Below are 20,208 nucleotides of genomic sequence, written 5' to 3' on the forward strand. Positions count from 1 at the left end.
TGCGCGATCGCCGTTTGAAGATGGCGATCGATTATGAGTTTTTTCAAGCCTTAGTGAGGGAGGAAGTCGCGGCAAAAGATGCCCAAAAAAGAGGAAGAACCCCAAGTGATGACCCCAAGGATGCAGTTTGGCGAGAAACTATTGATGCTACATCGGCTCAACTTCTCGATCGCCTTGAAAATTTGAGTGCTGAGGCGAGGGGTGGGTTAGGACGATATCGGCGCATCGATCGCGATCGCTGGAAACGAGAAGTTAATGAGTTAAAGGTCAGCAACCGTGCGGCGATCGACCTCGCAGATGCAACTTTTTCCTTTCATTTTCCACAATGGAAAGACAAGGATTTTTTAGATAAGGCGATCGGTCAAGTTTGGCAGGCGATCGTTCTCGATAAGGTCAAAGCACTACAAGAGGGTACGAGTTTACAAACTTTGGTATTTCCCAAAGGAAAAGCTGGCGTTGATGAGGAAGGAAGTCTCAAACCCGGTGAAGGTAAGGTTTTTCTGGCTCGCCTCGAGGAAGGTCAATCGATCGCAACCTCTGTACTGACGGATCGAACCATAGGATTTTCAGTTTATACTCCGAATGGCGAAGCATTGCGATCGGATTCCCAGGAATTGAATTGGTCGGGAAAGTTGCCGGCTACAGGGTTTTATCAAATTGTCGTTGTTTCTCGCTCTAATGATACTTTGAGTTACAAGTTAACTCTAACTACCGATACATTGCAATGATTTCTGGGCGCAATGCTTGCGCCTCTACAGTTGTTTTTTTGGCTTGTTTAATCGGATTTCAAACTTGAGTTAAAATAGACATAAATTAATTCAAAATCAAAGATCGGACTTAAAAATGTTGCTATTCCTTAATACTAATATATTTGGGTTGAGCTTTGATTCGTTCGATCCATGCTAAAATTTGCGGAAATCCAGACAGATCGAATCCCCCTTCATCGGCGACGTGAGTATAGGCAAATAAGGCGATATCGGCGATACTATAATGGTTTCCTACAAAAAAGTCGCGATCGCCTAAATGTTTCTCCATCACGCCTAACGCTGCATAACCAGGTTCGCGTTTTTGTTCGAGTTGTTGGCGATATTCTTCGGGTTTCCCTAAAAGCGATATCCAGTAGCGAGAAGTAGCAATATAAGGTTCGTGACTATACTGTTCAAAAAATAGCCATTGCATCACCTGCGCCCGTTCAAAACGGTCTTCTGGAAAAAAATTTGTTCCTTCACTAAGATAATATAAAACAGCATTTGACTCTGGCAAAAATTGTCTATTCTCTGTTTCTAATACCGGAACTCTACCATTCAAATTCTTATCTAAAAATGCTGAAGTTCGGCTTTCTTTTTTAAAGATATCAATTTCGATTTTTTCAAAGGGAATTTCTAGTTGTGTTAAAAGCAACCGGATTTTGTAGCAATTTCCTGACGGTTGAGATTGATAGAGTTTAAACATTGTTTTCCTAAAAAATTGTTTATGGTTAATTGGGCGATGGTAGATCAACCAAGAAGAAATGCGATCGCAGTTTTCAGTCTTCAAACTTATGCACCTAACACTTCTCCAATGATAAGAAGAACAGTACCAAGAGCAATAAAAAAGAAAGCAATCAAGAATAACCAATATTGTAAACTATAGAGTTTTCGGAGTTCTCCCAATGCCCCCATTAAGTTCTCAATATCATGACCTTCTGTTTTGACAACTAATCCAAAAGAATTCGCTGATTTCAGAGTCCAGACTCCAATAATAATTTGAACAATTCCTAAAATAATATCAATACTGCCCTCAAAATTCCCCTTAAATAGACCTACAATAGCGGGTATCCCTTCGAGAAGACCTAAACCAATTAAGACATAAGCAACAAAACGCATTTTGTTAGCGAGATTGTGAATTAAGTTATTTTGCGAGGCATCAAATTCATATTCTCGAGTTTCAATTGGCGATTCCATAACTTACACTTTCCCAAAAAACCAATGCTATATTCTATCCTTATTTTTCTCCATTTCTGCTTTATAATTCATAAAAATTAAACAAACAGTAAACTCAAACTTAGCAAAAATTGCGATCGCCTTCAGGGATAATTTGTAAAATAGAAAAGGCAAAATCAGGAAAACTGAATGAAATTTAGAAAAGCAGGAAAACGAGCGATCGCGGCGATCGCCTTGACGATTTTATCTTTACTGGGACTGAAAACAGCAACAGCCGCAACAGATTCAGCCTCCCCCAACCGTCGAGATCTACATCTGAGCCAGCAAAATTGTCCCGATCCCGAATATTATGCCAGAGTCATCACCGACACCGATCCCCTCAGCGTGCGATCGACCCCAAACGGTCAAACGATCGGAGCAATTCCCAAAGGATGGGCGGTAGTAACTAACGGAAAAGATTCAACAGGAGACTGGACCCACGTTACCAGCCATTTTGGAGATATTGGCTCCTATGGATTTGCAGATGCGCCTAATTTCCGCCAGGGATGGGTTTCTACTCGTTTTCTCAGACCTTTAGGACGCTATTGTTATAAACCGATCGCACTTTTAAAACTCCCCAGTCTTTTATTTGGCGGTTCTTCCGTCGTCGTCCATGAAGATTGGACTCAACGGGGCGATCGCCTATAGGGATCGGGAGATTATCTCAATAAAACATGAGAAAAGGGATGCGATCGCATCCCTTCAATTCTTAATCTTTAGAGAGAAAAATTTACCACAAACCGGGAACTGGAGCGAGAATAGGAGACTCGGGTGCAGGTGCGGGAAGGCTGGCGGGACGAGAATCCAGTTCGTCAAGTTCTGCCCAAAGTGCTGCAATCCTTGCATTTAAAGGGATTTCGGGTTCGGGGTCTGCATAGATTACACCGTAGTGAACGAAGTTCTCGCAAGCGGGGTTAACATTGTTAACACAAGCAAATCCTTCGCGGGTTTCTTCCGTCACTTCATAGTTAGGGACCGGAATTTGATGAGAATCAGGATCGAAGGCTTCGAGGACTTCTCCCGTGCAATCTTCAGTGGGGTTATTGACGCAAATAAAACCTTGGCGAATGAGGTCCCACGCTTCTAGGCTATAAAACTGATTTAGACTGGTTAAGGGATCGAACTCTTCACCCGTCAAAGAATAATCGCCGAGAGCCGCGAGATCGTTATCGGCGACAAGAAAAGAATCTTGTGTAGTAGCCGAGATTTCTTGCAAATTAATTTCGGCGATCGCTGCGGGTGCGGAGAATGCTAGACCCATTGCGGCGACACCGGCCAAACCAATCGCTCTTTTCATGGAGTTGTGAAACTGTACGCGCATCTTATCCTTCCGTGAGTTTTTAGGCAAAGAAAACAGGATAAAGTATCCTGTCACAGACATTAGTATAGGGCAAATTTTTTACAACGTACCCAACTGAGGGCAAAACGATTTACTTTCCTCGATTTTTGTTTTATTCTTCAGGCGAGGGTTAGGGAGATCGCTTTGGCAGAGTTTTGGCATTTCCAAAACGGCGATCGCGAAATTTCGCTAGAATTTTCTTGGATCTTAACTTATTTGAAAAAAATGAAAAAATGCGATCGCCCTCATTCTCTTCTTTTTCATCTCCTCATGGTCTTGACTTTAATGGTTTTGCCCTTGCAAGGAGGTTGTACGTCCCAAGTAGACAGCACCGCAACGGAGAATCCTGCTTCTGTCCAGTCTTCCTCACAAGATACGAGTAATTCTGCCCTGCGGCAAATTCCTGCAATTGTTAAAACCGTTGAAGTGGATGTTCTCGAATCTGAACCTTTGCAACTGAGTCTTAAGGTAACAGGAAATTTTCAAGATGGTTGCAAAACAGCTTTGAAAAAGGAACAAAAACAAGACGGGACGCAAATCAATGTTGCGCTTTATCGAGAACTTCCCACGGATACGATCTGTCCGACAGTTATTACTCCTTTTCAAGAAACGATTCTTTTAGAAGGGGATTTTCCCAGTGGAACTTATACTATTGATGTCAATGGTATCATTGTTGAGCAAACAATATAGGTTTGGCGATCGCTTCTCAATATCATTAATATTTTTAACTCTCTCACGATCTTCTCCGACAACACTTTGCCAAAAAATATGGAAACTGAACGATCGCCGCGATCGCCTAATTATCAACAAAAAGAAAAAACACAGAGACACAGAAAATCTTTCTTTACATTCGCCGTGTCTCTGTGAGGAAAAAGCACTCTTGCTAACTTCGCGCGACCCCATCTTCCCGCGCTGCCTTTTGTACCGCCGCCGCTACCGCCGGAGCAACACGCTCGTCAAACACGGAAGGAATGATATGTTCCTTGTTTAAATCCTGTAGAGAAACCAGAGAGGCGATCGCGCTGGCCGCTTCTAAATACATTTTCGCGGTAAAAGTTTTCGCGCGACAATCTAACGCCCCGCGAAATATCCCCGGAAACGCCAAAACATTGTTAATTTGGTTAGGATAATCGCTGCGTCCCGTAGCAATAACCGCCGCATCATTTTGGATTAACTCCGGTTGAATTTCTGGGATCGGATTAGCCATAGCAAAAACGATCGCATCTTTAGCCATTGTCTTCACCATCTCCGGTGTTAAAACTCCCGGTACACTGACCCCAACGAAGACATCCGCACCTTTGACCGCATCCACAAGGGTTCCCGACTCATCCACCGCAAACTCTTGTTTTTGTGGAGTCAGCTTCCCTCGTTGGGTAGAAATAATCCCCTGAGAGTCGCACATGATGAAATTCTTGCCCCCCGCTTGACGCAAGAGACGGGCAACAGCAACCCCCGCAGCCCCGGCACCATTAAAGACAATTTTCACGCCCTCAATAGGCTTCTGCACCAGTTTCAGAGCATTATACAAAGCAGCTAGAGTCACGATCGCCGTACCGTGCTGGTCATCATGGAAAATAGGAATATCCATTTCTTCCCGCAACCGCTTCTCGATTTCAAAACAGCGCGGGGCGCTAATATCTTCCAAATTTACCCCGCCAAAAACCGGGGCAATATTTTTCACGGTTTCGATGATTTTCTCCACATCTTGGGTCGCCAAACAGATCGGGAAAGCATCGATCTGGGCAAACTCCTTAAAAAGCATCGCCTTTCCTTCCATCACAGGTAAAGCCGCTTCTGGACCCAAATTACCCAGCCCCAACACCGCGCTACCATCGGAGACGATCGCCACCATATTGCTTTTCACGGTGAGGGAAAAAACCTGTTCGGGATCTTCCGCGATCGCCTTGGAAATGCGCCCCACTCCAGGAGTATAAGCCATGGCCAAATCCGATTGCGCTGTCAAACCAATGCGGCTAATAATGTGAATTTTGCCCCCGCGATGGAGGTCAAAGGTGCGATCGGACACCTTCTCAACCCTGACATCTGCAAGTTCCGCGATCGCCTCGGTAATTTTCTCCGCGTGTTCCTCACTCGAAGCATCCACGACAAACTCCCGCAAGGATAGTTTGCGGGTTTGTTCCACTAAATTGATTTGACCGAGATTACCACCACTCATGGCGATCGCTCGGGTTACTTCTGCTAATCTTCCCGGTTCGTTAGGAAGTTCGACACGAATCGTTAAACTAAAGCTAGGATTGGGGGTTAACTGGGTCATTACTTCATTTCCCGTTAGAATGAACTCAAATTTTACCTTGCTATCTCAGTCTAACCACGAGAAAAGCGCCGATGTCAGCATTACAAGATTTTTAGGGTTCGAGGAAAGATTTGCGATCGCATTACTCTCATTGAAGCGATCTCCCTGACGATTTGGCCAGAGAAATTCCGAGATTCCGTTAAAATATCTGAGAGAATTCGTTGTTGAGAACTCAGCAGCCCATTTGTCCTGTTTATTAAGGATTTTACCCATGTCCAATCGCTCTACTCTCACGACTCTTTTTACTGCTACTTTACTGTCTTTAGTGGCGGGATGCGATACCTTAAGCGCTCTGAATCCTTTTGGTGGTGGTGGTACAGAAGAAGTTCCCCCTGCTGTCTCAGTGGCCCCCGTCCCCACAGCCCCCGCAGATCCAGCCGCACCGACAGATCAAACTCCCACAGATCCAGCCGCACCTCCTACCGCTCAAGCACCCGCAGCAGCCCCCAATGTTCCCCCATCTCAAACTCCTTTCCGCGATGCAGTTAATAAGGCCATGGAGGCTGCTAATGCGGTCCAAACCGCTAAAACTTCAGCCGAGTGGCAAAATGTTACGACACTTTGGCAAACGGCGATCGCCCTCATGCAGCAAGTCCCTGAAGGAGATCCAAACCATGCCGTTGCCCAACAAAAAGTAACAGAATATACACAATATCTTCAGTACGCCCAGCAAAATTCGACCCCTTAAAAGGGATCGATCGTTAAAATTCTGGATTTTTCGGGAAGCGAGAAAGACGTAATCCTTTTCATACCAGACGTTTTGCGGAATTTTTGAGGATGGGGAAAATATTTCCCCAATATTTTTTTTATAAATCTGGCCAATTGGGTTAATTGTTTGTTATAGTGGTAAAGGCGACGCGGGATAGAGCAGCCTGGTAGCTCGTCGGGCTCATAACCCGAAGGTCGGTGGTTCAAATCCGCCTCCCGCCATTTATTCTAAGATTATATTTACAATTTCCTAACTTGTCTTTTGGTCGATTCTCTTGGTCGATTGGCTATGGCGAATGTTATTCGCCATCCATCAACCGCTTTGAACGGGTTTTTGCTTTCAGCCTTGGATTCAAATCCAGGGCTGATTTGACATCTTTGATTATAATTTAAAAGGACGGGGCTTGAACCCATTTCTTTTTGGTCAATTACGCCCGAATTTTGCGTCTTTGGAGGAAGAACTAAAATTTATACGCCCCCTTTAGCTCGCCTGATCGAGCAACTGCAAAAACTACCGGGAGTCGGTCCGAAAACCGCTCAAAGACTTGCCCTACACATCCTGAAGCGTCCGGAAGATGACGTACAAGCCCTGGCACAGGCTCTCATTAATGCTAAAAAACAAGTTGGGTTTTGTCGAATCTGCTTTCATTTATCCGCCGAACCTGTTTGCTCCATCTGTGGCGATCGCAACCGAGATAAAGCGATAATCTGCGTGGTTGCGGACTCCCGCGATGTTATCGCCCTAGAGAAAACGCGGGAATATCACGGGGCTTATCATGTTTTGGGGGGGGTTATTTCCCCGATGGACGGCATTGGACCCGATCTACTCAATATTCAACCGTTAATCCGGCGAGCCAGTCAAACGGAAATACAAGAGACTATTTTGGCGATTAGTCCTAGTATTGAAGGGGAAACAACAACCCTCTATATTGCCCAGCTTTTAAAACCTTTTGTAAAAGTTACTCAAATTGCCTTTGGCCTGCCCATGGGAGGAGACTTAGAATATGCCGACGAAGTAACCTTGGCGCGGGCTTTGGAGGGACGACGAGAATTGCTGTAATTGGCGATCGCTAATTTAGTTATTTGAAAAAGTGCAACAAGTGAAGATATTTTTATTGAGTCGATTTACAGGGGGGCTATTAGGAAGCGCGATCGCGGCGGAATATCCTCATATTTTCCCCCTATTTGCACCTTGGGAAATGATTCAAGATTGCGCGATCGCCACCCTCCTGCAAACCGGAAAATTAGCAACCCAGGACTGGTTAAAACAGATCGAAAAACGAGATATATGCCTATTAGAAAAACAGAAAACCGCAACGAGTAGCGAAGTTGCAGCAATGATTTTACCCTTAATTCTCTTTTTTCACGACCTTCCCAATCATCTCAAAATCGAACTAACCCGCACTGCGTCCCTCTGGCTGCATCCAGAAGAGTCCTTAGCAGAAATATTACTTTGGGGAGAGGCGATCGCCCTTATCCTCAGAGAACAAGCGAACATGACTCAATTTTTGCCCGATCTGGCGACTCATCACCCCCCTTGTGCAGACATTTTAAACCTCATGCAAGAATCTCGCGATCGCCGACTGAGCCTAAAACAAACTGTCAATATGTTAAGCGATCGCCGCCCTGGGGCAAAGGAAATAGCCCTCGCTTTATACTGCTTTAGTTTTACCCCCGAAGATTTGCCCCTGTGCTTGCATCGCGCTCTACAATTAACCCAGCAAGCTCCTCTCACCGCAATTCTGACCGGGGCGATCGCCGGAGTTTACAATAGCAGTATTAGTGTTCCCTCCTCTTGGTGCTTGTCGGCTTCGCGTCAACAAACTTTACAACAAGGAAAATTATTCTTTTCCGCTTGGTCTGGCTGCTATTCTCCCAATTTTGGCGATCGCCTAGTTGACAATGCCATTGGTGGGGCAGGCACCCTACAGCCGCGAAAAGGTTTTACTACCATTAGTCAGCGCGAATCTACTTCCCGCTCCCTGTAAATAAAATTCTAGCGTCTTAACTTCTCTTAACCTATGTAAAATTTTCCCTTAAGATTTCTCATCAGCTAACCTTCAATCAGTTGATTCGATGAGAAACTAAAATTTTTACAATCCTCACTCACTCACACCATGAACACATTCCAATCCTTAACCCAACGCTTTCTCGCCTGGCGCAGTCGTGCCCAACGCAGTCGTTCCTCCCCTCAACTGGGAGAAATTGATACAGTAACAAGACAGACGGTGCGAAGAGAGGCTCGACAAGCCATTCCTCAACCCGTGATGCTGGTTTTTGCCATCGTCTCCCTCACCAGCGCGATCGGCTATCGCTTCTACAATCAACCTCGTCTCAAAGAAGGCACGATCGCACCGAAAACAATTTGGGCAACTCGCAATGCAAACGTTACCGATAAAGACTTAACAGAAGAACATCGGAAAGCGGCGCAAACGGGTTTGGTTAAAGTCTTAACCATTGATGCAACCATTACCCAACAAATTCGCAGCGACTTGGATGCTTTTTTAGCAGAAGTGGAAGAGATGCGAAATATAGCAGGTCCCCTTCCCTTTATAGAGGATCGCATTTTATCTTTACCGACTCAACGCTATCTCCGCAACAGCAGCCCAGAGGAATGGCAAGGGTTAGCAAATGCCTTAAAAAAATCTTTTCAAGTGAGTGTTTTTCCCCTACAACCCCAAGATATTGAACCGAAAAAATTAATAGACGATAATTTAAACGAAAATAGCGAGGCCGCGCTCCCTTCCGAAACCGTAACCCCCGTCCCCATTCCTTCTCCCAAAAACAATAGCAGCGAACTACCCGCTAACAACAACTTGGCATATCAACAGGCTCTAACTGAATTAACGGCCTACGGCAATCGAGAGGGGGTACAAGCCCTGGGAATTCTACTCGATCGCATTTATATCATTCGCGAGGGTTACACTCGGGCGCGGCAAGAATTCGCCAACCCAGAAGGGACAAAGAATTTGGAAAACTACCAACGCACTCTCCTCGATCTGCGGGATGAAACTTGGGAGCGCACTAAAAATGGTATTGTCACTTCCTTAGACCGCATCCTGACCCAAGGAATTGTGGCGGGGATGCCCGAAAGCCTACAAAAAACTGCCGTTTCCAGACAATTGCGATCGCAAATTCCCGCCCTGACTGCTCCTCTGGCTGCGGAACTGATTACGGGGATATTACAACCCAATTTAGTTGAAGATACCGAAGAAACCAAGCGCCTCGCCGAACAAGCCGCAGAAAAGGTCGAACCTGTTATTTATGAGGTTAGTAAGGGAGAAAGCATTGTTAAAGCCGGAGAAAAAATCGATCGCCGTGCTTTTGTGATTTTGGATGATTTTAAAGAAAGTCGCCGGGGTGTTGACTGGCAGAGCCTAATTATTACAGGCATGATGGTAACGGGTTCCATTACCCTATTTATTTTCGTCAAACGCCGTGCCAATGTGAGATTGCGCTGTCGCGATCGCATTCTTCTCTGCCTGTTGAGTGTCAGCACGCCTTTACTGATGGATATCGGGCAGAACAATTTAGCCGCCGTTGGACTATTAACCAGTAGTTTCTATCACCCGGCTCTGGCTGTTACTCAAGTGATTTTACTGACGGGATTATCGTCCTTTAGTGCCATTGCTGGGGGCAGTGCGGCGATCGTGCCTTGGGAAATGTTTCTGGCGGGAGCTGGCGGAGCGCTTTTAACCTCAATTGTAGCTGGACGGTTGCGCTCTCGGGAAGAACTGGCTTTACTGGGGGGTGGGGTGGGAGCGATACAAGGGGTTGTTTACTTCAGTGTCACCCTCATCGGCAGTGCGACGGCGGCGGCTATTTGGTCTGTGGTCCTGCCCCAAGCGGCGCTATTTGGCGTTTCTGGCTTGGCTTGGTGTATCGTTGCCTTGGGCGTTTCTCCCTATCTGGAGCGCGTTTTCGATCTAGTTACTCCCATTCGCCTAGCGGAATTATCCAATCCTAACCGCCCGCTTCTCAAGCGTCTGACGATGGAGGCTCCTGGCACGTTTCAACATACTCTGTTTGTGGCTTCCTTGGCTGAAGCGGCGGCTCGGGAGTTACATTGTAATGTAGAACTGGTACGCGCGGGGACGCTATACCACGATATCGGCAAAATGCACGATCCTTTGGGATTTATTGAAAACCAAATGGGGGGACCGAATAAACACGATGCGATTAACGATCCGTGGAAAAGTGCGGAAATTATTAAAAAGCACGTGACTCAAGGGCTGGTAATGGCGCGTAAATACAATTTACCCCAAGCCATTCGCAATTTTATTCCCGAGCATCAGGGGACCATTTTGATTTCCTATTTTTATTTTCAAGCTAAACAGCGATCGCAGGCTGAGGGAATTGAACTCAACGATGCTGACTTCCGCTATGATGGTCCCATTCCTCAATCTCGAGAAACTGGGATCGTAATGCTGGCAGATGCTTGCGAGGCAGCCTTGCGATCGATGAAAGATACGACTCCCGAAATGGCACTGAATACTGTTAAGAAAATTTTCCGAGCGCGATGGCAAGATGAGCAACTGGTGGAATCTGGTTTAAAGTTAGAAGAACTTCGTACAATTGGTGAGGTTTTTGTGCGGGTTTGGCAACAGTCCAACCATCAGCGTATTGTTTATCCTAAAGGTGCGCTGGATCTGAAAACGACTTCTCGGGCGAGTGTTAAATCTAGTTAATTAAAAGTAGCGCGATCGCTGGGTGGATTGAAGACAGTAGATTGAAGGCAATTGCCAGCGATCGCGCTGCATCTGGGAACATTTACCGGGCGATCGCCATCATCTTTAGATTAATACCCCAACCCCATCCCCCTCTAACTATGAGATTTTCTCCTCTTTTCCTATCTGGTTTGCTCTTAATTTCGCCACAAATGGTTTTAGAAGCGCGATCGCAAACTTCTGGCGATCGCTTTCTCCTCGCCCAATCTTTAACCTGCGACAATTATAGCCCTGAAGCCGCCCGCCAGGAGCTCATTTTAATGAGTGCCATCGACCAAGCGGAAAGAGAGCGATCGCAAAACGGTTTTGGCTTGTCCAATATGAAGGATATGATTGGTTTAATCTCTCGCTTCATGCCCGAGGGGGGTCGCGATATTGAAAAAATAACACGTATTCTCGAACAGTTTATCGGCTTTACGGGGGCAGATATTCCCCAAGGAAGTTCCAATAATAATATGGTCGAATTAGTGGAAACCATCGGCGATCGCGTTTTTTCTATTATTAGCCGTTCTTCGGGTAATATGGAACCCACAGAAATGTTGGGAATGCTAATGGAAATTGCTTCAGAAGTACAAACAATCCGCGCCCGTCAGCCTCAATCTTCCGGACAAGAAATTGCCAGTTTAAATCGCGAATTAGCAACACTGAGAAGCCAATGTAGAGAGGGTATTAATTCAGCATCTTCTTTTCCTTCTTCTCCTTCTCCTCAATCTTCCCCTCCTCCTCAATCTTCTCCTTCTCGCCCTCCTGTCACTGTGGCAGCCAATAATCCCTTTATGAACGCTTGTGAAGGACAAGGGGGAACGATTTCCACCTATTACGAAGGGGAAAGAACTTCCGCAGAAAATAGCGAATTGCAATACAGTAAAATGGTTGAGTGTATCCCTGGACAAGATTCCTTAAAGGTCGAAATATTACAATCTGCTTGTAGTGAATCTAATGGGACTTGGATCGAACCGCGATCGATTCCTTTATGTCGATTTTAACAACAGCAATAGAGTGGAAAATCCCCACTCTATTGCATTATTTCATTCATGGGATCTCAAGACAAGGTTTCAGGATCGATACCAAGTTGTATCAGGCGATCTCGTAATTGTTGATTTTTCTGTCGTTCCTCTTCTATAGTTGTTTCAGCACGATCGGCACGCTGTTTTTCGAGTTCCTTTTCCAATTGTGCGCGATCGCGTTCATTTTCAGCAAGAATAGCTCGTTGTTTTTGGAGATCGCGTTGTTCGACAATTCCAACATAATCAACAAAAGGCTCTCCATCGGGACGAAATAAAACTAAATCCTTCTCAAGAGTAGTAAACCTTATCCCTAAAAGCGGACTTGTCCATCCTTCCATTTGAGAAATTTCTTTTAACTTCTTTCCTTGTCTCAACCATCCTTGTAAGCGATTCTTTTTCGGATTATAAAGATAATACTCCTCAATTCCATGCTGTTGATAAAACTTGAATTTGGTCTCCATATCTTTCTTTTTATTACCAGGAGAAAGGATTTCAAACGCCACTTGTGGAGCAATATTATCTTCTTTCCATTGCAGATAAGAACCGCGATCGCCTTTGGGTCGTCCGAAAACAACCATCACATCCGGCGCTTGTCTTTGGGGTTCTTCTTGCTCGATAATTTCCTGTTGGGTTAGCTGAACTGGATACCAAAACAAATCGGCAGCAATAAAAACATCATTTCGATCCTTAAAGAGAGCATCGAGACCGCCTTTAATGGTAAAAATTAAGCGTAATTGAATCGTATTATCAGCCAAGGGTTTACCGTCGCTATCGGGATAAAGAAATTCGTCATCAATGGTGAGAGGAGAAAGTTGTTGTACCATGACATCAAAAAAAGAAAGAGTCAATACGTTTGACCCTATTATAGAAAATGAAAGGGCGCAGCTTATTCTACAAACGCAATAATTGACGGGAGGATTTTGGAGGTAGAGATAAATTCAGGCGATCGTGAAAATCCTTTTGCACTTTGTAGGTTAAACGGGGTGAAATTTGTCGCACGATTTGAGAGAGAAGGCGATCGCCAGTAGTTTGCAGTAAATTTCGAGGCAATTTATAAATAAAGGGTGGAAATTGAATCTTCACGAATAAATGTAGTTGCCATTCCACCTTGGTGACGCGATCGATCCCGCTTGTATTCCAGTTCACCTCCTGCCCGGAAACTTCCTCTAAGGTTAAAGAAGAAGTGTAATTAAGTTCATAACCCAAGGGGGTATAGTCGGGGACTTCAAGACTGTGCATCACGTATAATCCATCTTTAGGAGGTAATAAGACCACCGCCATTTTGGGTTCAACTTCGTAACCAAAAGACTTAAATTTTCCCACAGTCAAAATATAGCCATTTTCCCCAAAGGGTTCTGCTGTCATGGGTTGAGCGCAACGACAAAACCAGCCCTCATGAGCGTCCAAATAGTCAGCAACCGTGGGCAGATCGGCAGCCATCCCCATCAAACCGCGAAAATGGGTTTCAAAGCTAAAAGGCTGTTGAGAAGAGATTTCCGGTTCTTCTGGGGCGATTTCCCCTGCCATAACAAAAGCCTCTCCTTCTAAATATGATTCTTCTAAGGCCAATTCTTGCGATCGCGCCTCAAGCGTCTCCTCGGTGGAAATTTCAACGGCTGCGTTAACGTTATCGCTATATTGAGATTGCTGCATGAGACACCCTTGGTGGACAATAGAAAACTAAGTGTAGAGTTTTTTCTTTTCTCAACTTAACTCATTATTCCCAACTGGCAAGGGTCATTTAATACAGTATTAATTTTAGGAGGCAGGATTTTGAAAGCATTTGTTGCTGGAGCGACCGGACGGACAGGCAAACGTATTGTACAAGTTTTGACAGAGAGGGAAATTCCCGTGGTGGCTTTAGTTCGAGATCGAGCTAAAGCCAAGGAAATTTTGCCTGCAAATGTGGAATTGGTGGTGGGAGATTTGGCCAATGGCGATCGCCTTGCTGAAGCGATGCAAGGGTGTAGCGCGGTCTTATCTGCAGCCGGAGCTATGCCTTCCTTGGATTTTACCGAACCGTTTCGGGTGGACTACTGGGGAACCAATAATTTAATTGATGCCGCTAAAATTGCCGAAATCGAGCATTTCGTGCTTGTATCTTCCCTCTGTGTTTCCCAATTTTTTCATCCTTTGAATTTATTTTGGTTGGTGTTGTACTGGAAAAGTCAAGCAGAAAAAGACCTTCAGAAGAGCGGTTTAACCTATACCGTTATCCGTCCTGGTGGTTTGCTCGATACGGACAATGAGGAGGCGATCGTGGCAGCGAAGGCAGATACTTTATCCGGTGGTAGAATTCCTCGGTTAAAGGTAGCACAAGTGTCTGTTGCTGCTCTTTTTGAACCGGCTTCCCATAACAAGATCGTTGAAATTGTTGCCGAACCTGACGCACAGTCTCAAGACTGGAAACAACTTTTTCTCAATGTTTAATGAGCGATCGATTTTCATGTTCAAATCATTTTTAAAATCTTTTGGTGCGGTTTCTCTAACCATTGGTAGCGCGATCGCGCTACTATTTTTGGTTTCTATTTTCCAATCGCAATCCGATCTCAGCAAGAAAATTCCCCTCTCTTACGGCATTGAGGGAACTCAGCCCCTTGTTATGCAGGGAGGCGATCCCTATATTCGTGCTTTGATGCGAACTATTACCGCCAGCGAAGCGAACGACCCCGAACCCTATACTATTATCTATGGCGGTCAGCGCGTCACGGATTTGAGTCAGCATCCAGAGTGGTGCGTCCCCATCGTTGCGGGTCCAAATCAAGGGAATTGTACAACGGCAGCCGGTCGCTATCAGTTTATTAATACTACTTGGTACGAAAAAGCAGAACGCTATCATCCCAAATCTTCGGGTTTATTGTGGTGGAAAACCTATAGTTTTGAGCCTCAATATCAAGATGCTGTTGTTTATGAATGGTTGAAAGATTCTCAAGCATGGAATGCAAACATTTCTCAGATGTTGCAAGAGGGAAAAATAAAAGACGTTCTCCGCTTGCTTTCGGGAACTTGGACGAGTTTGGGCTATGGTATTGAAACCAATTCTATGAGCGATCGCTTACCGAAAATTTATGAAAATATGTTGAAAGAAGAGTTGGAAAAGAGAGGAGAAAATGCTAAAATAACGAGTTAAAAACAGATGGATATTTTTGAGAATGAAACCTGTCAATTAATTAATGGCAATACTGAAGAAGCGATCGCGCATTATGTACTCGATTCTTCTATTGATCTGATCTTTGTCGATCCACCTTATAATATTGGTAAGAAATTTGCTAACTTTCATGATAAATGGCCAAGCGATCGAGATTATGCAAAGTGGTGTTATCAATGGATTGATCTTTGTATCAAAAAACTCAAGCCAACCGGTTCAATGTATTTTATGACCAGTACGCAGGCAATGCCCTATTTAGATCTATATATACGAGAAAAATTGACGATTTTAGCTCGTATTGTCTGGTCATACGATAGTTCTGGCGTACAAGCACAAAATTATTATGGATCTCGATGGGAACCTATTTTATTTTGTGTTAAAGATAAAAAAAACTATACATTTAATGCTGAAGATATTCTGGTAGAGGCCAAAACTGGAGTCCGGCGCAAGCTCATTGATTATAGAGGCAAAAAGCCAAAACCTTACAATACGAAAAAAGTCCCCGGCAATGTTTGGAATTTTCATCGAGTGCGCTATCGTATGGATGAGTATGAAAATCATCCAACACAAAAACCAGAATCATTAATGGAGAGAATAATTAAAGCCAGTTCCAATGAAGGAGATATGATTCTCGATCCTTTTGCAGGCACTTTTACAACCTGTGCAGTTGCTCAACGTTTAGGTCGAAAGTGTATTGGTATTGAGCTTCAGGAAGATTACTTTAAAATTGGTTTGCGTCGATTGAACATTGCAGAGGAATTTAAGGGTGAAAAACTCAAACCATGAACAATCACTTACTCTTTACAAAGTGTGAAAGCTATGCCAAATTGGGATTTTCAGCTTTTTTTGGCTAAAATCTGGAAATATTATAAGATAAGGGGAGCGTACATTCATGGCAAATAAGGTAGTACCGATAAAGTAGGAAAAAGTAAGAAACTTTTCTCTCCCCTTGTAAAATTGGTTAACTACCAATTGTTAACGACTAAACTCAAAAAATTTGACGTAAAGTTAACACAATATTGGCTGTTAGCACGATCGCATTTATGCCTCTACAATTTCTCGTTCCCAGACTTGTTGTTGAATGGGTTGAAGTGTGGAATGCAAAGCTCTTTCTGGAAAACCGCGATCGATTTCGCGCATTTCAATTTTCTGTGCTTGTAAAATAGTTTGCAGAACTTTCATCGCTTGCTTAGGTTTGCCACTCCCACAAAAGAAGAAATCTGCTGCAAAATAACCGTATTCAGGCCAAGTATGAATCGCAATATGGGATTCTGCTAAAGTTGCAGTTGCTGTCACACCGTGAGGACTAAACTGATGAACGCATAAATCAATCAGGGTTGCTTCTCCAGAATCGATTGCTTCGAGTAAAGCACGACGAATGCGATCTGGATCGTTGAGATATTTTCCCGGTGCTTCCCAGGCATCTACAACTAAATGAGTTCCCACTTTTTTCATCATTTTTATCGAGTCTCCATACGAAAGGAATTTCAATCTTCACTTTAACAAATTCAGAAAAAAATAGTGTCTCCCTCTTGACTGAAGGAGACATGAGAACAATAGAATAAATTTTCTCTCAAGATACGTGCTATTACGCAGAGATCGAGCGATCGCATCCCTAAGCTAAATAGCCTAATTTTTTCAATCCCTCTAACACCTTTTGAACGCTCTCTTCTAGCTCTTCTTTATCTGTGTGGCATTCAATTTCTGGATTTAAAGGAGATTCATAGGGATCGTCAATACCTGTAAATTGCTTGATTTCTCCGGCTCTCGCCCGCTTATAAAGACCTTTTACATCTCGTTCTTCACAAGTTTTTAAAGGAGCATTCACATAAACTTCGACAAAATCGCCAATTCGTTTCCGGACTTCATCGCGAATTTCCCGATAAGGAGAAATCGCCGACACTATAACAATAACACCATTACGAGTCAAAAGATGAGAAACAAATCCAATGCGGCGAATATTTTCATCCCGATCTTCCTTGCTAAAACCCAATCCTTTCGTTAAGTTTGTCCGCACAATATCACCATCGAGAACCTCCAGTTTATAGTTCTGCGATCGCAATTCTTCAGCAACTTTTTGAGAGATTGTGGTTTTTCCTGCCCCACTCAATCCCGTAAACCAAACTGTTACACCTTTATGTTCCATTTTCTTTAATTATCTTTGTTTAATCATCACGATAGACGGGTCGTTACGACTCTAACAATCAATTATCAATGATGGCTGACAAATTTACAATCCATAAATCCAAATAATCAGAAGAGGGATCGTCAAGGTCATTAATAATGTCAAGGGCGCACCCACTCGGGTAAAATCAAAAAACTTGTATTCTCCTGCGCCATAAACCATTGTATTCGTTTGATAGCCGATGGGTGTCATGTAACTGTTAGATGCAGCAAAGGTGACGGCAAACATAAACGCAAACGGGTTGAGTTCTAAGGTTGTTGCGACACTTGCTGCAATGGGAAGCATGAGAACAACAGACGCATTATTTGATAAAATTTCTGTTAATAATGCTGTAATGAGAAAACAAAACATTAAGACCCAGTATCCCGATAATCCCCCTGTAACAAAGATAATGCGATCGGCTAACCATTGAGTTGTTCCTGAATTTTTCATGGCAATTCCGAGGGGAATTAATCCCGCTAAAAGAAAAATAATATCCCAACGCACTGCACCATAAATTTCTCCCGGTTTCAAGCATCCTGTTAATACCATTAACACGACACCTGCTAACGCGCTAACTAAAATTGGCATCACATTAAATGCCGCTAATAAAACCACTCCCAACCCGATCGCCACGGCAAATCCAGCTTTATCTTGACGCATCATTTCCACATTGCGCTGTTCTAAAACTAACAATTCTCGCGTTGTTTGTAAACCAATAAAACTTTGCTTTGGACCCTGTACCAATAAAATATCGCCAAATTTTAAAGGGATTTTACCCAAGCGACCTCTTACTAATTCCGCACCTCGACGAACGGCTAAAACTGTTGCATTATAGCGCTGACGAAAGCGCAAATCCTTTAACGTAGTGCCAATTAAGCGAGAATTAGAAAGAATCAAAACTTCAGCAATTTTTTCTTCTCCAGAAGTCAAAACAGTTTCTAATTCATCTTGATTAAATTTAACATCTGCTAGAATATCTAGTCCTCGTTCATCTCTAATTTTCAACAAATCCTCTCGACCGCTACGGACAATTAAAATATCTCCAGCTTGTAATATTTTGTCTGCAAGAGGTTGAGCAAAACGAACTTCATTTCTCAATAATTCTAAGACATCAATATCGAATTTGCGTTGAATTTCACTTGATTGCAAAGTTTGTCCCACTAAACTCGATCGCGGCGTAATTACTACTTCACTAACATACTCTCGCAGGCCATAATCTTCCGATATCCGATCGCCACTAGCAGGTTTGCGATCGGGAAGCAATCTTGGGGCGATCGTGGCCAGATAGATTAAGCCAATCATAAAAATTAAAATCCCTGCTTTACTAAACTGAAAAATACTGAATTCTCCATAACCTAATTGTGCCGATAAACCACTGGCTAAAATATTAGTAGATGTGCCAATAGTTGTCATAATTCCTCCTAAAATCGAAAGATAGGAAAGAGGAATTAAAAGTTTAGATGCCGAGATTTTTTGTTGTTTGCACCAATCTTCAATAATCGGCAAAAAAATGGCGACAACGGCAGTATTATTAATAAATGCCGAAATCGGACCCACCAAAATTCCTAAAGTAAAGATTTGTTGATTTAAGTTCTTTCCTCCCCAGCGAACTAACATATCTCGCACAATTTGAATGACTCCTGTTTTAGCAATTCCCGCACTAAGAATAAACATTGCTAAAACCGTAATGGTTGCAGAATTACCAAAGCCAGAAATTCCTTCCTCGGGAGTGACTAATCCCAAAATCATCAAAACAACAGCGACAATAATCGCAATGAGATCGACAGGAAGAATTTCGCTAATAAAGCCAACGAGTGCAAAAAAAATAACCGCTAGAGTGAGGATAATTTCCATTATTTATGATAGTATTCTTGATACCAATCTACAAATTTTTGAATTCCTGCTTCAATGGGCGTATCTGGTTTAAAACCAACATCGTGTATTAGTTCATCTACATCAGCATAGGTTCTAGGAACATCACCAAGCTGCATGGGCATCATATTTTTGGCTGCTGTTTTCCCCAAACATTGTTCTAGAGTTTGAATCATATACATGAGTTCTACGGGTTTATTATTGCCGATATTATAAATTTTATATTTTGCACCACTCAGTTTATCAGCATCGGGAATCTTTTGACTGACCCGAATTACCCCTTCCACAATGTCATCAATATAAGTAAAATCGCGCTGCATTTTACCATGATTAAAAACATCGATCGCGCGTTCTTCTAAAATAGCTTTGGTAAACAAAAATAAGGCCATATCCGGACGACCCCAAGGACCGTAAACTGTAAAAAAGCGCAGTCCTGTCGCAGGAAGATCGTATAAATGACTATAAGTATGCGCCATTAATTCATTGGCTTTTTTTGTTGCGGCATAGATACTCAGAGGATTATCCACATTATCTTCTACCGAAAAAGGAATTTTTTGATTTGCGCCATAAACTGAACTGGAAGAAGCAAACACAAGATGTTTGACTTTTCCGTAACGACAACCTTCTAGAATGTTCATAAAGCCAACAAGATTGCTATCAACATAAGCATGAGGATTTTCCAAAGAATAACGAACCCCTGCTTGTGCCGCTAAATTAATGACAATTTCTAAATCTTGTGCAGCAAAAAGTTTGGCCATGCCTTCGCGATCGCCAATATCCAAATGAACAAAGGTGAAATTTTCATACTTTTCTAATTCCCTCAAACGCGCTTGTTTGAGGGAAACATCGTAGTAATCATTGAGATTGTCAATCCCAACGACGCGATCGCCTTCTTCTAACAAGCGCTTGCTAACATGAAAACCAATAAAACCCGCCGCACCAGTCACTAAAGTTGTCATTTTTCA

At 43.4% G+C, this 20,208-nt stretch carries 20 protein-coding genes, 1 tRNA gene and 1 pseudogene; 12 read left to right on the top strand and 10 right to left on the bottom strand.

All coding sequences use genetic code 11. The annotated features are described in order from the left end of the window. Nucleotides 1-728 (top strand): annotated as a pseudogene (locus tag VB714_RS02645) (serine/threonine protein kinase); the annotation flags it as partial. Nucleotides 729-849: 121 nt separating this feature from the next. Here VB714_RS02645 and VB714_RS02650 read toward each other — a convergent pair. Next, nucleotides 850-1,452 (bottom strand): glutathione S-transferase family protein, encoded by a 603-nt coding sequence (locus VB714_RS02650; RefSeq protein ID WP_323220902.1) that lies wholly within the window; start codon nt 1,450-1,452, stop codon nt 850-852. Nucleotides 1,453-1,538: 86 nt separating this feature from the next. Continuing rightward, nucleotides 1,539-1,943 (bottom strand): hypothetical protein, encoded by a 405-nt coding sequence (locus tag VB714_RS02655; protein ID WP_323220904.1) that lies wholly within the window; start codon nt 1,941-1,943, stop codon nt 1,539-1,541. A gap of 168 nt (nt 1,944-2,111) precedes the next feature. On the opposite strand from VB714_RS02655, the gene VB714_RS02660 reads away from it, so the two are divergent. Continuing rightward, nucleotides 2,112-2,609, top strand: a complete 498-nt coding sequence (locus VB714_RS02660) for a hypothetical protein (RefSeq protein ID WP_323220905.1) — start codon at nt 2,112-2,114, stop codon at nt 2,607-2,609. An 82-nt stretch (nt 2,610-2,691) separates the two neighbouring features. Here the strand turns inward: VB714_RS02660 and VB714_RS02665 are convergent, their stop codons facing one another. Continuing rightward, a complete protein-coding gene (locus VB714_RS02665; protein ID WP_323220907.1) occupies nt 2,692-3,258 on the bottom strand; it encodes a hypothetical protein in 567 nt (188 codons plus the stop codon). A gap of 186 nt (nt 3,259-3,444) precedes the next feature. On the opposite strand from VB714_RS02665, the gene VB714_RS02670 reads away from it, so the two are divergent. Continuing rightward, on the top strand, nt 3,445-3,990 hold the full coding sequence (locus VB714_RS02670) for a hypothetical protein (RefSeq protein ID WP_323220909.1): 546 nt from the start codon (nt 3,445-3,447) through the stop codon (nt 3,988-3,990). A 193-nt stretch (nt 3,991-4,183) separates the two neighbouring features. Here the strand turns inward: VB714_RS02670 and VB714_RS02675 are convergent, their stop codons facing one another. After that, the gene (locus VB714_RS02675) at nt 4,184-5,575 is read right to left on the bottom strand and encodes an NAD-dependent malic enzyme (protein WP_323220910.1); all 1,392 of its coding nucleotides are present in this window, start codon (nt 5,573-5,575) and stop codon (nt 4,184-4,186) included. Between the two features lie 250 nt (nt 5,576-5,825). On the opposite strand from VB714_RS02675, the gene VB714_RS02680 reads away from it, so the two are divergent. The 6 genes from VB714_RS02680 (at nt 5,826) to VB714_RS02705 (ending at nt 12,035) form a co-directional block, all read left to right on the top strand. Then, nucleotides 5,826-6,302, top strand: coding sequence for a hypothetical protein (locus VB714_RS02680; RefSeq protein WP_323220912.1), 477 nt, complete (start codon nt 5,826-5,828; stop codon nt 6,300-6,302). A 168-nt stretch (nt 6,303-6,470) separates the two neighbouring features. Beyond that, nucleotides 6,471-6,544 (top strand) — tRNA-Met (locus VB714_RS02685). A gap of 244 nt (nt 6,545-6,788) precedes the next feature. After that, a complete protein-coding gene (gene recR, locus VB714_RS02690) occupies nt 6,789-7,382 on the top strand; it encodes a recombination mediator RecR (protein ID WP_323220956.1) in 594 nt (197 codons plus the stop codon). Between the two features lie 31 nt (nt 7,383-7,413). Then, nucleotides 7,414-8,310, top strand: coding sequence for an ADP-ribosylglycohydrolase family protein (locus tag VB714_RS02695; protein WP_323220914.1), 897 nt, complete (start codon nt 7,414-7,416; stop codon nt 8,308-8,310). A gap of 129 nt (nt 8,311-8,439) precedes the next feature. Beyond that, entirely contained in the window at nt 8,440-11,010 is a 2,571-nt protein-coding gene (locus tag VB714_RS02700; protein ID WP_323220916.1) for an HDIG domain-containing metalloprotein, read from the top strand. Between the two features lie 41 nt (nt 11,011-11,051). Then, the gene (locus VB714_RS02705) at nt 11,052-12,035 is read left to right on the top strand and encodes a hypothetical protein (protein WP_323220918.1); all 984 of its coding nucleotides are present in this window, start codon (nt 11,052-11,054) and stop codon (nt 12,033-12,035) included. Nucleotides 12,036-12,091: 56 nt separating this feature from the next. Here the strand turns inward: VB714_RS02705 and VB714_RS02710 are convergent, their stop codons facing one another. Beyond that, on the bottom strand, nt 12,092-12,904 hold the full coding sequence (locus VB714_RS02710) for a Uma2 family endonuclease (RefSeq protein WP_323220920.1): 813 nt from the start codon (nt 12,902-12,904) through the stop codon (nt 12,092-12,094). Between the two features lie 43 nt (nt 12,905-12,947). Next, nucleotides 12,948-13,709, bottom strand: coding sequence for a DUF1997 domain-containing protein (locus tag VB714_RS02715; RefSeq protein WP_323220922.1), 762 nt, complete (start codon nt 13,707-13,709; stop codon nt 12,948-12,950). Between the two features lie 120 nt (nt 13,710-13,829). Between VB714_RS02715 and VB714_RS02720 the strand changes: the two genes are divergently transcribed. Genes VB714_RS02720 through yhdJ form a run of 3 tightly spaced genes read left to right on the top strand, consistent with a single transcriptional unit; the run spans nt 13,830 to nt 15,990 of the window. Beyond that, nucleotides 13,830-14,486: an SDR family oxidoreductase gene (locus tag VB714_RS02720; RefSeq protein WP_323220924.1), complete on the top strand. Its 657-nt coding sequence runs from the start codon at nt 13,830-13,832 to the stop codon at nt 14,484-14,486. A gap of 16 nt (nt 14,487-14,502) precedes the next feature. Next, the gene (locus VB714_RS02725; protein WP_323220926.1) at nt 14,503-15,186 is read left to right on the top strand and encodes a glycoside hydrolase family protein; all 684 of its coding nucleotides are present in this window, start codon (nt 14,503-14,505) and stop codon (nt 15,184-15,186) included. 6 nt (nt 15,187-15,192) lie between these two features. Beyond that, nucleotides 15,193-15,990: an adenine-specific DNA-methyltransferase gene (yhdJ, locus tag VB714_RS02730; protein ID WP_323220927.1), complete on the top strand. Its 798-nt coding sequence runs from the start codon at nt 15,193-15,195 to the stop codon at nt 15,988-15,990. Nucleotides 15,991-16,245: 255 nt separating this feature from the next. Here the strand turns inward: yhdJ and speD are convergent, their stop codons facing one another. From speD to VB714_RS02750, 4 genes are all read right to left on the bottom strand, one after another. After that, nucleotides 16,246-16,659, bottom strand: a complete 414-nt coding sequence (gene speD / locus VB714_RS02735; protein ID WP_416309588.1) for an adenosylmethionine decarboxylase — start codon at nt 16,657-16,659, stop codon at nt 16,246-16,248. 160 nt (nt 16,660-16,819) lie between these two features. Next, nucleotides 16,820-17,350 (bottom strand): adenylyl-sulfate kinase, encoded by a 531-nt coding sequence (gene cysC, locus VB714_RS02740; RefSeq protein ID WP_323220932.1) that lies wholly within the window; start codon nt 17,348-17,350, stop codon nt 16,820-16,822. A gap of 84 nt (nt 17,351-17,434) precedes the next feature. Continuing rightward, a complete protein-coding gene (locus tag VB714_RS02745; protein WP_323220934.1) occupies nt 17,435-19,225 on the bottom strand; it encodes an SLC13 family permease in 1,791 nt (596 codons plus the stop codon). Then, nucleotides 19,225-20,202, bottom strand: coding sequence for an NAD-dependent epimerase (locus VB714_RS02750; RefSeq protein WP_323220936.1), 978 nt, complete (start codon nt 20,200-20,202; stop codon nt 19,225-19,227). Before VB714_RS02750 ends, VB714_RS02745 begins: the two co-directional genes overlap by 1 nt. Nucleotides 20,203-20,208: the final 6 nt, after the last annotated feature.

It is taken from the genome of Spirulina sp. 06S082, assembly GCF_034932145.1.
In the GTDB taxonomy this organism is placed as follows: Bacteria; Cyanobacteriota; Cyanobacteriia; order Cyanobacteriales; family Spirulinaceae; genus CCY15215.

Bases quoted from the DNA above. Each gene is read 5' to 3' on its own strand.
- VB714_RS02665 (WP_323220907.1), bottom strand. From the start codon at position 3,258: ATGAAAAGAGCGATTGGTTTGGCCGGTGTCGCCGCAATGGGTCTAGCA.
- VB714_RS02725 (WP_323220926.1), top strand. From the start codon at position 14,503: ATGTTCAAATCATTTTTAAAATCTTTTGGTGCGGTTTCTCTAACCATT.
- VB714_RS02680 (WP_323220912.1), top strand. From the start codon at position 5,826: ATGTCCAATCGCTCTACTCTCACGACTCTTTTTACTGCTACTTTACTG.
- VB714_RS02660 (WP_323220905.1), top strand. From the start codon at position 2,112: ATGAAATTTAGAAAAGCAGGAAAACGAGCGATCGCGGCGATCGCCTTG.
- VB714_RS02700 (WP_323220916.1), top strand. From the start codon at position 8,440: ATGAACACATTCCAATCCTTAACCCAACGCTTTCTCGCCTGGCGCAGT.
- VB714_RS02745 (WP_323220934.1), bottom strand. From the start codon at position 19,225: ATGGAAATTATCCTCACTCTAGCGGTTATTTTTTTTGCACTCGTTGGC.
- cysC (WP_323220932.1), bottom strand. From the start codon at position 17,350: ATGGAACATAAAGGTGTAACAGTTTGGTTTACGGGATTGAGTGGGGCA.
- VB714_RS02750 (WP_323220936.1), bottom strand. From the start codon at position 20,202: ATGACAACTTTAGTGACTGGTGCGGCGGGTTTTATTGGTTTTCATGTT.
- yhdJ (WP_323220927.1), top strand. From the start codon at position 15,193: ATGGATATTTTTGAGAATGAAACCTGTCAATTAATTAATGGCAATACT.
- speD (WP_416309588.1), bottom strand. From the start codon at position 16,659: ATGAAAAAAGTGGGAACTCATTTAGTTGTAGATGCCTGGGAAGCACCG.
- VB714_RS02655 (WP_323220904.1), bottom strand. From the start codon at position 1,943: ATGGAATCGCCAATTGAAACTCGAGAATATGAATTTGATGCCTCGCAA.
- VB714_RS02650 (WP_323220902.1), bottom strand. From the start codon at position 1,452: ATGTTTAAACTCTATCAATCTCAACCGTCAGGAAATTGCTACAAAATC.
- VB714_RS02675 (WP_323220910.1), bottom strand. From the start codon at position 5,575: ATGACCCAGTTAACCCCCAATCCTAGCTTTAGTTTAACGATTCGTGTC.
- VB714_RS02715 (WP_323220922.1), bottom strand. From the start codon at position 13,709: ATGCAGCAATCTCAATATAGCGATAACGTTAACGCAGCCGTTGAAATT.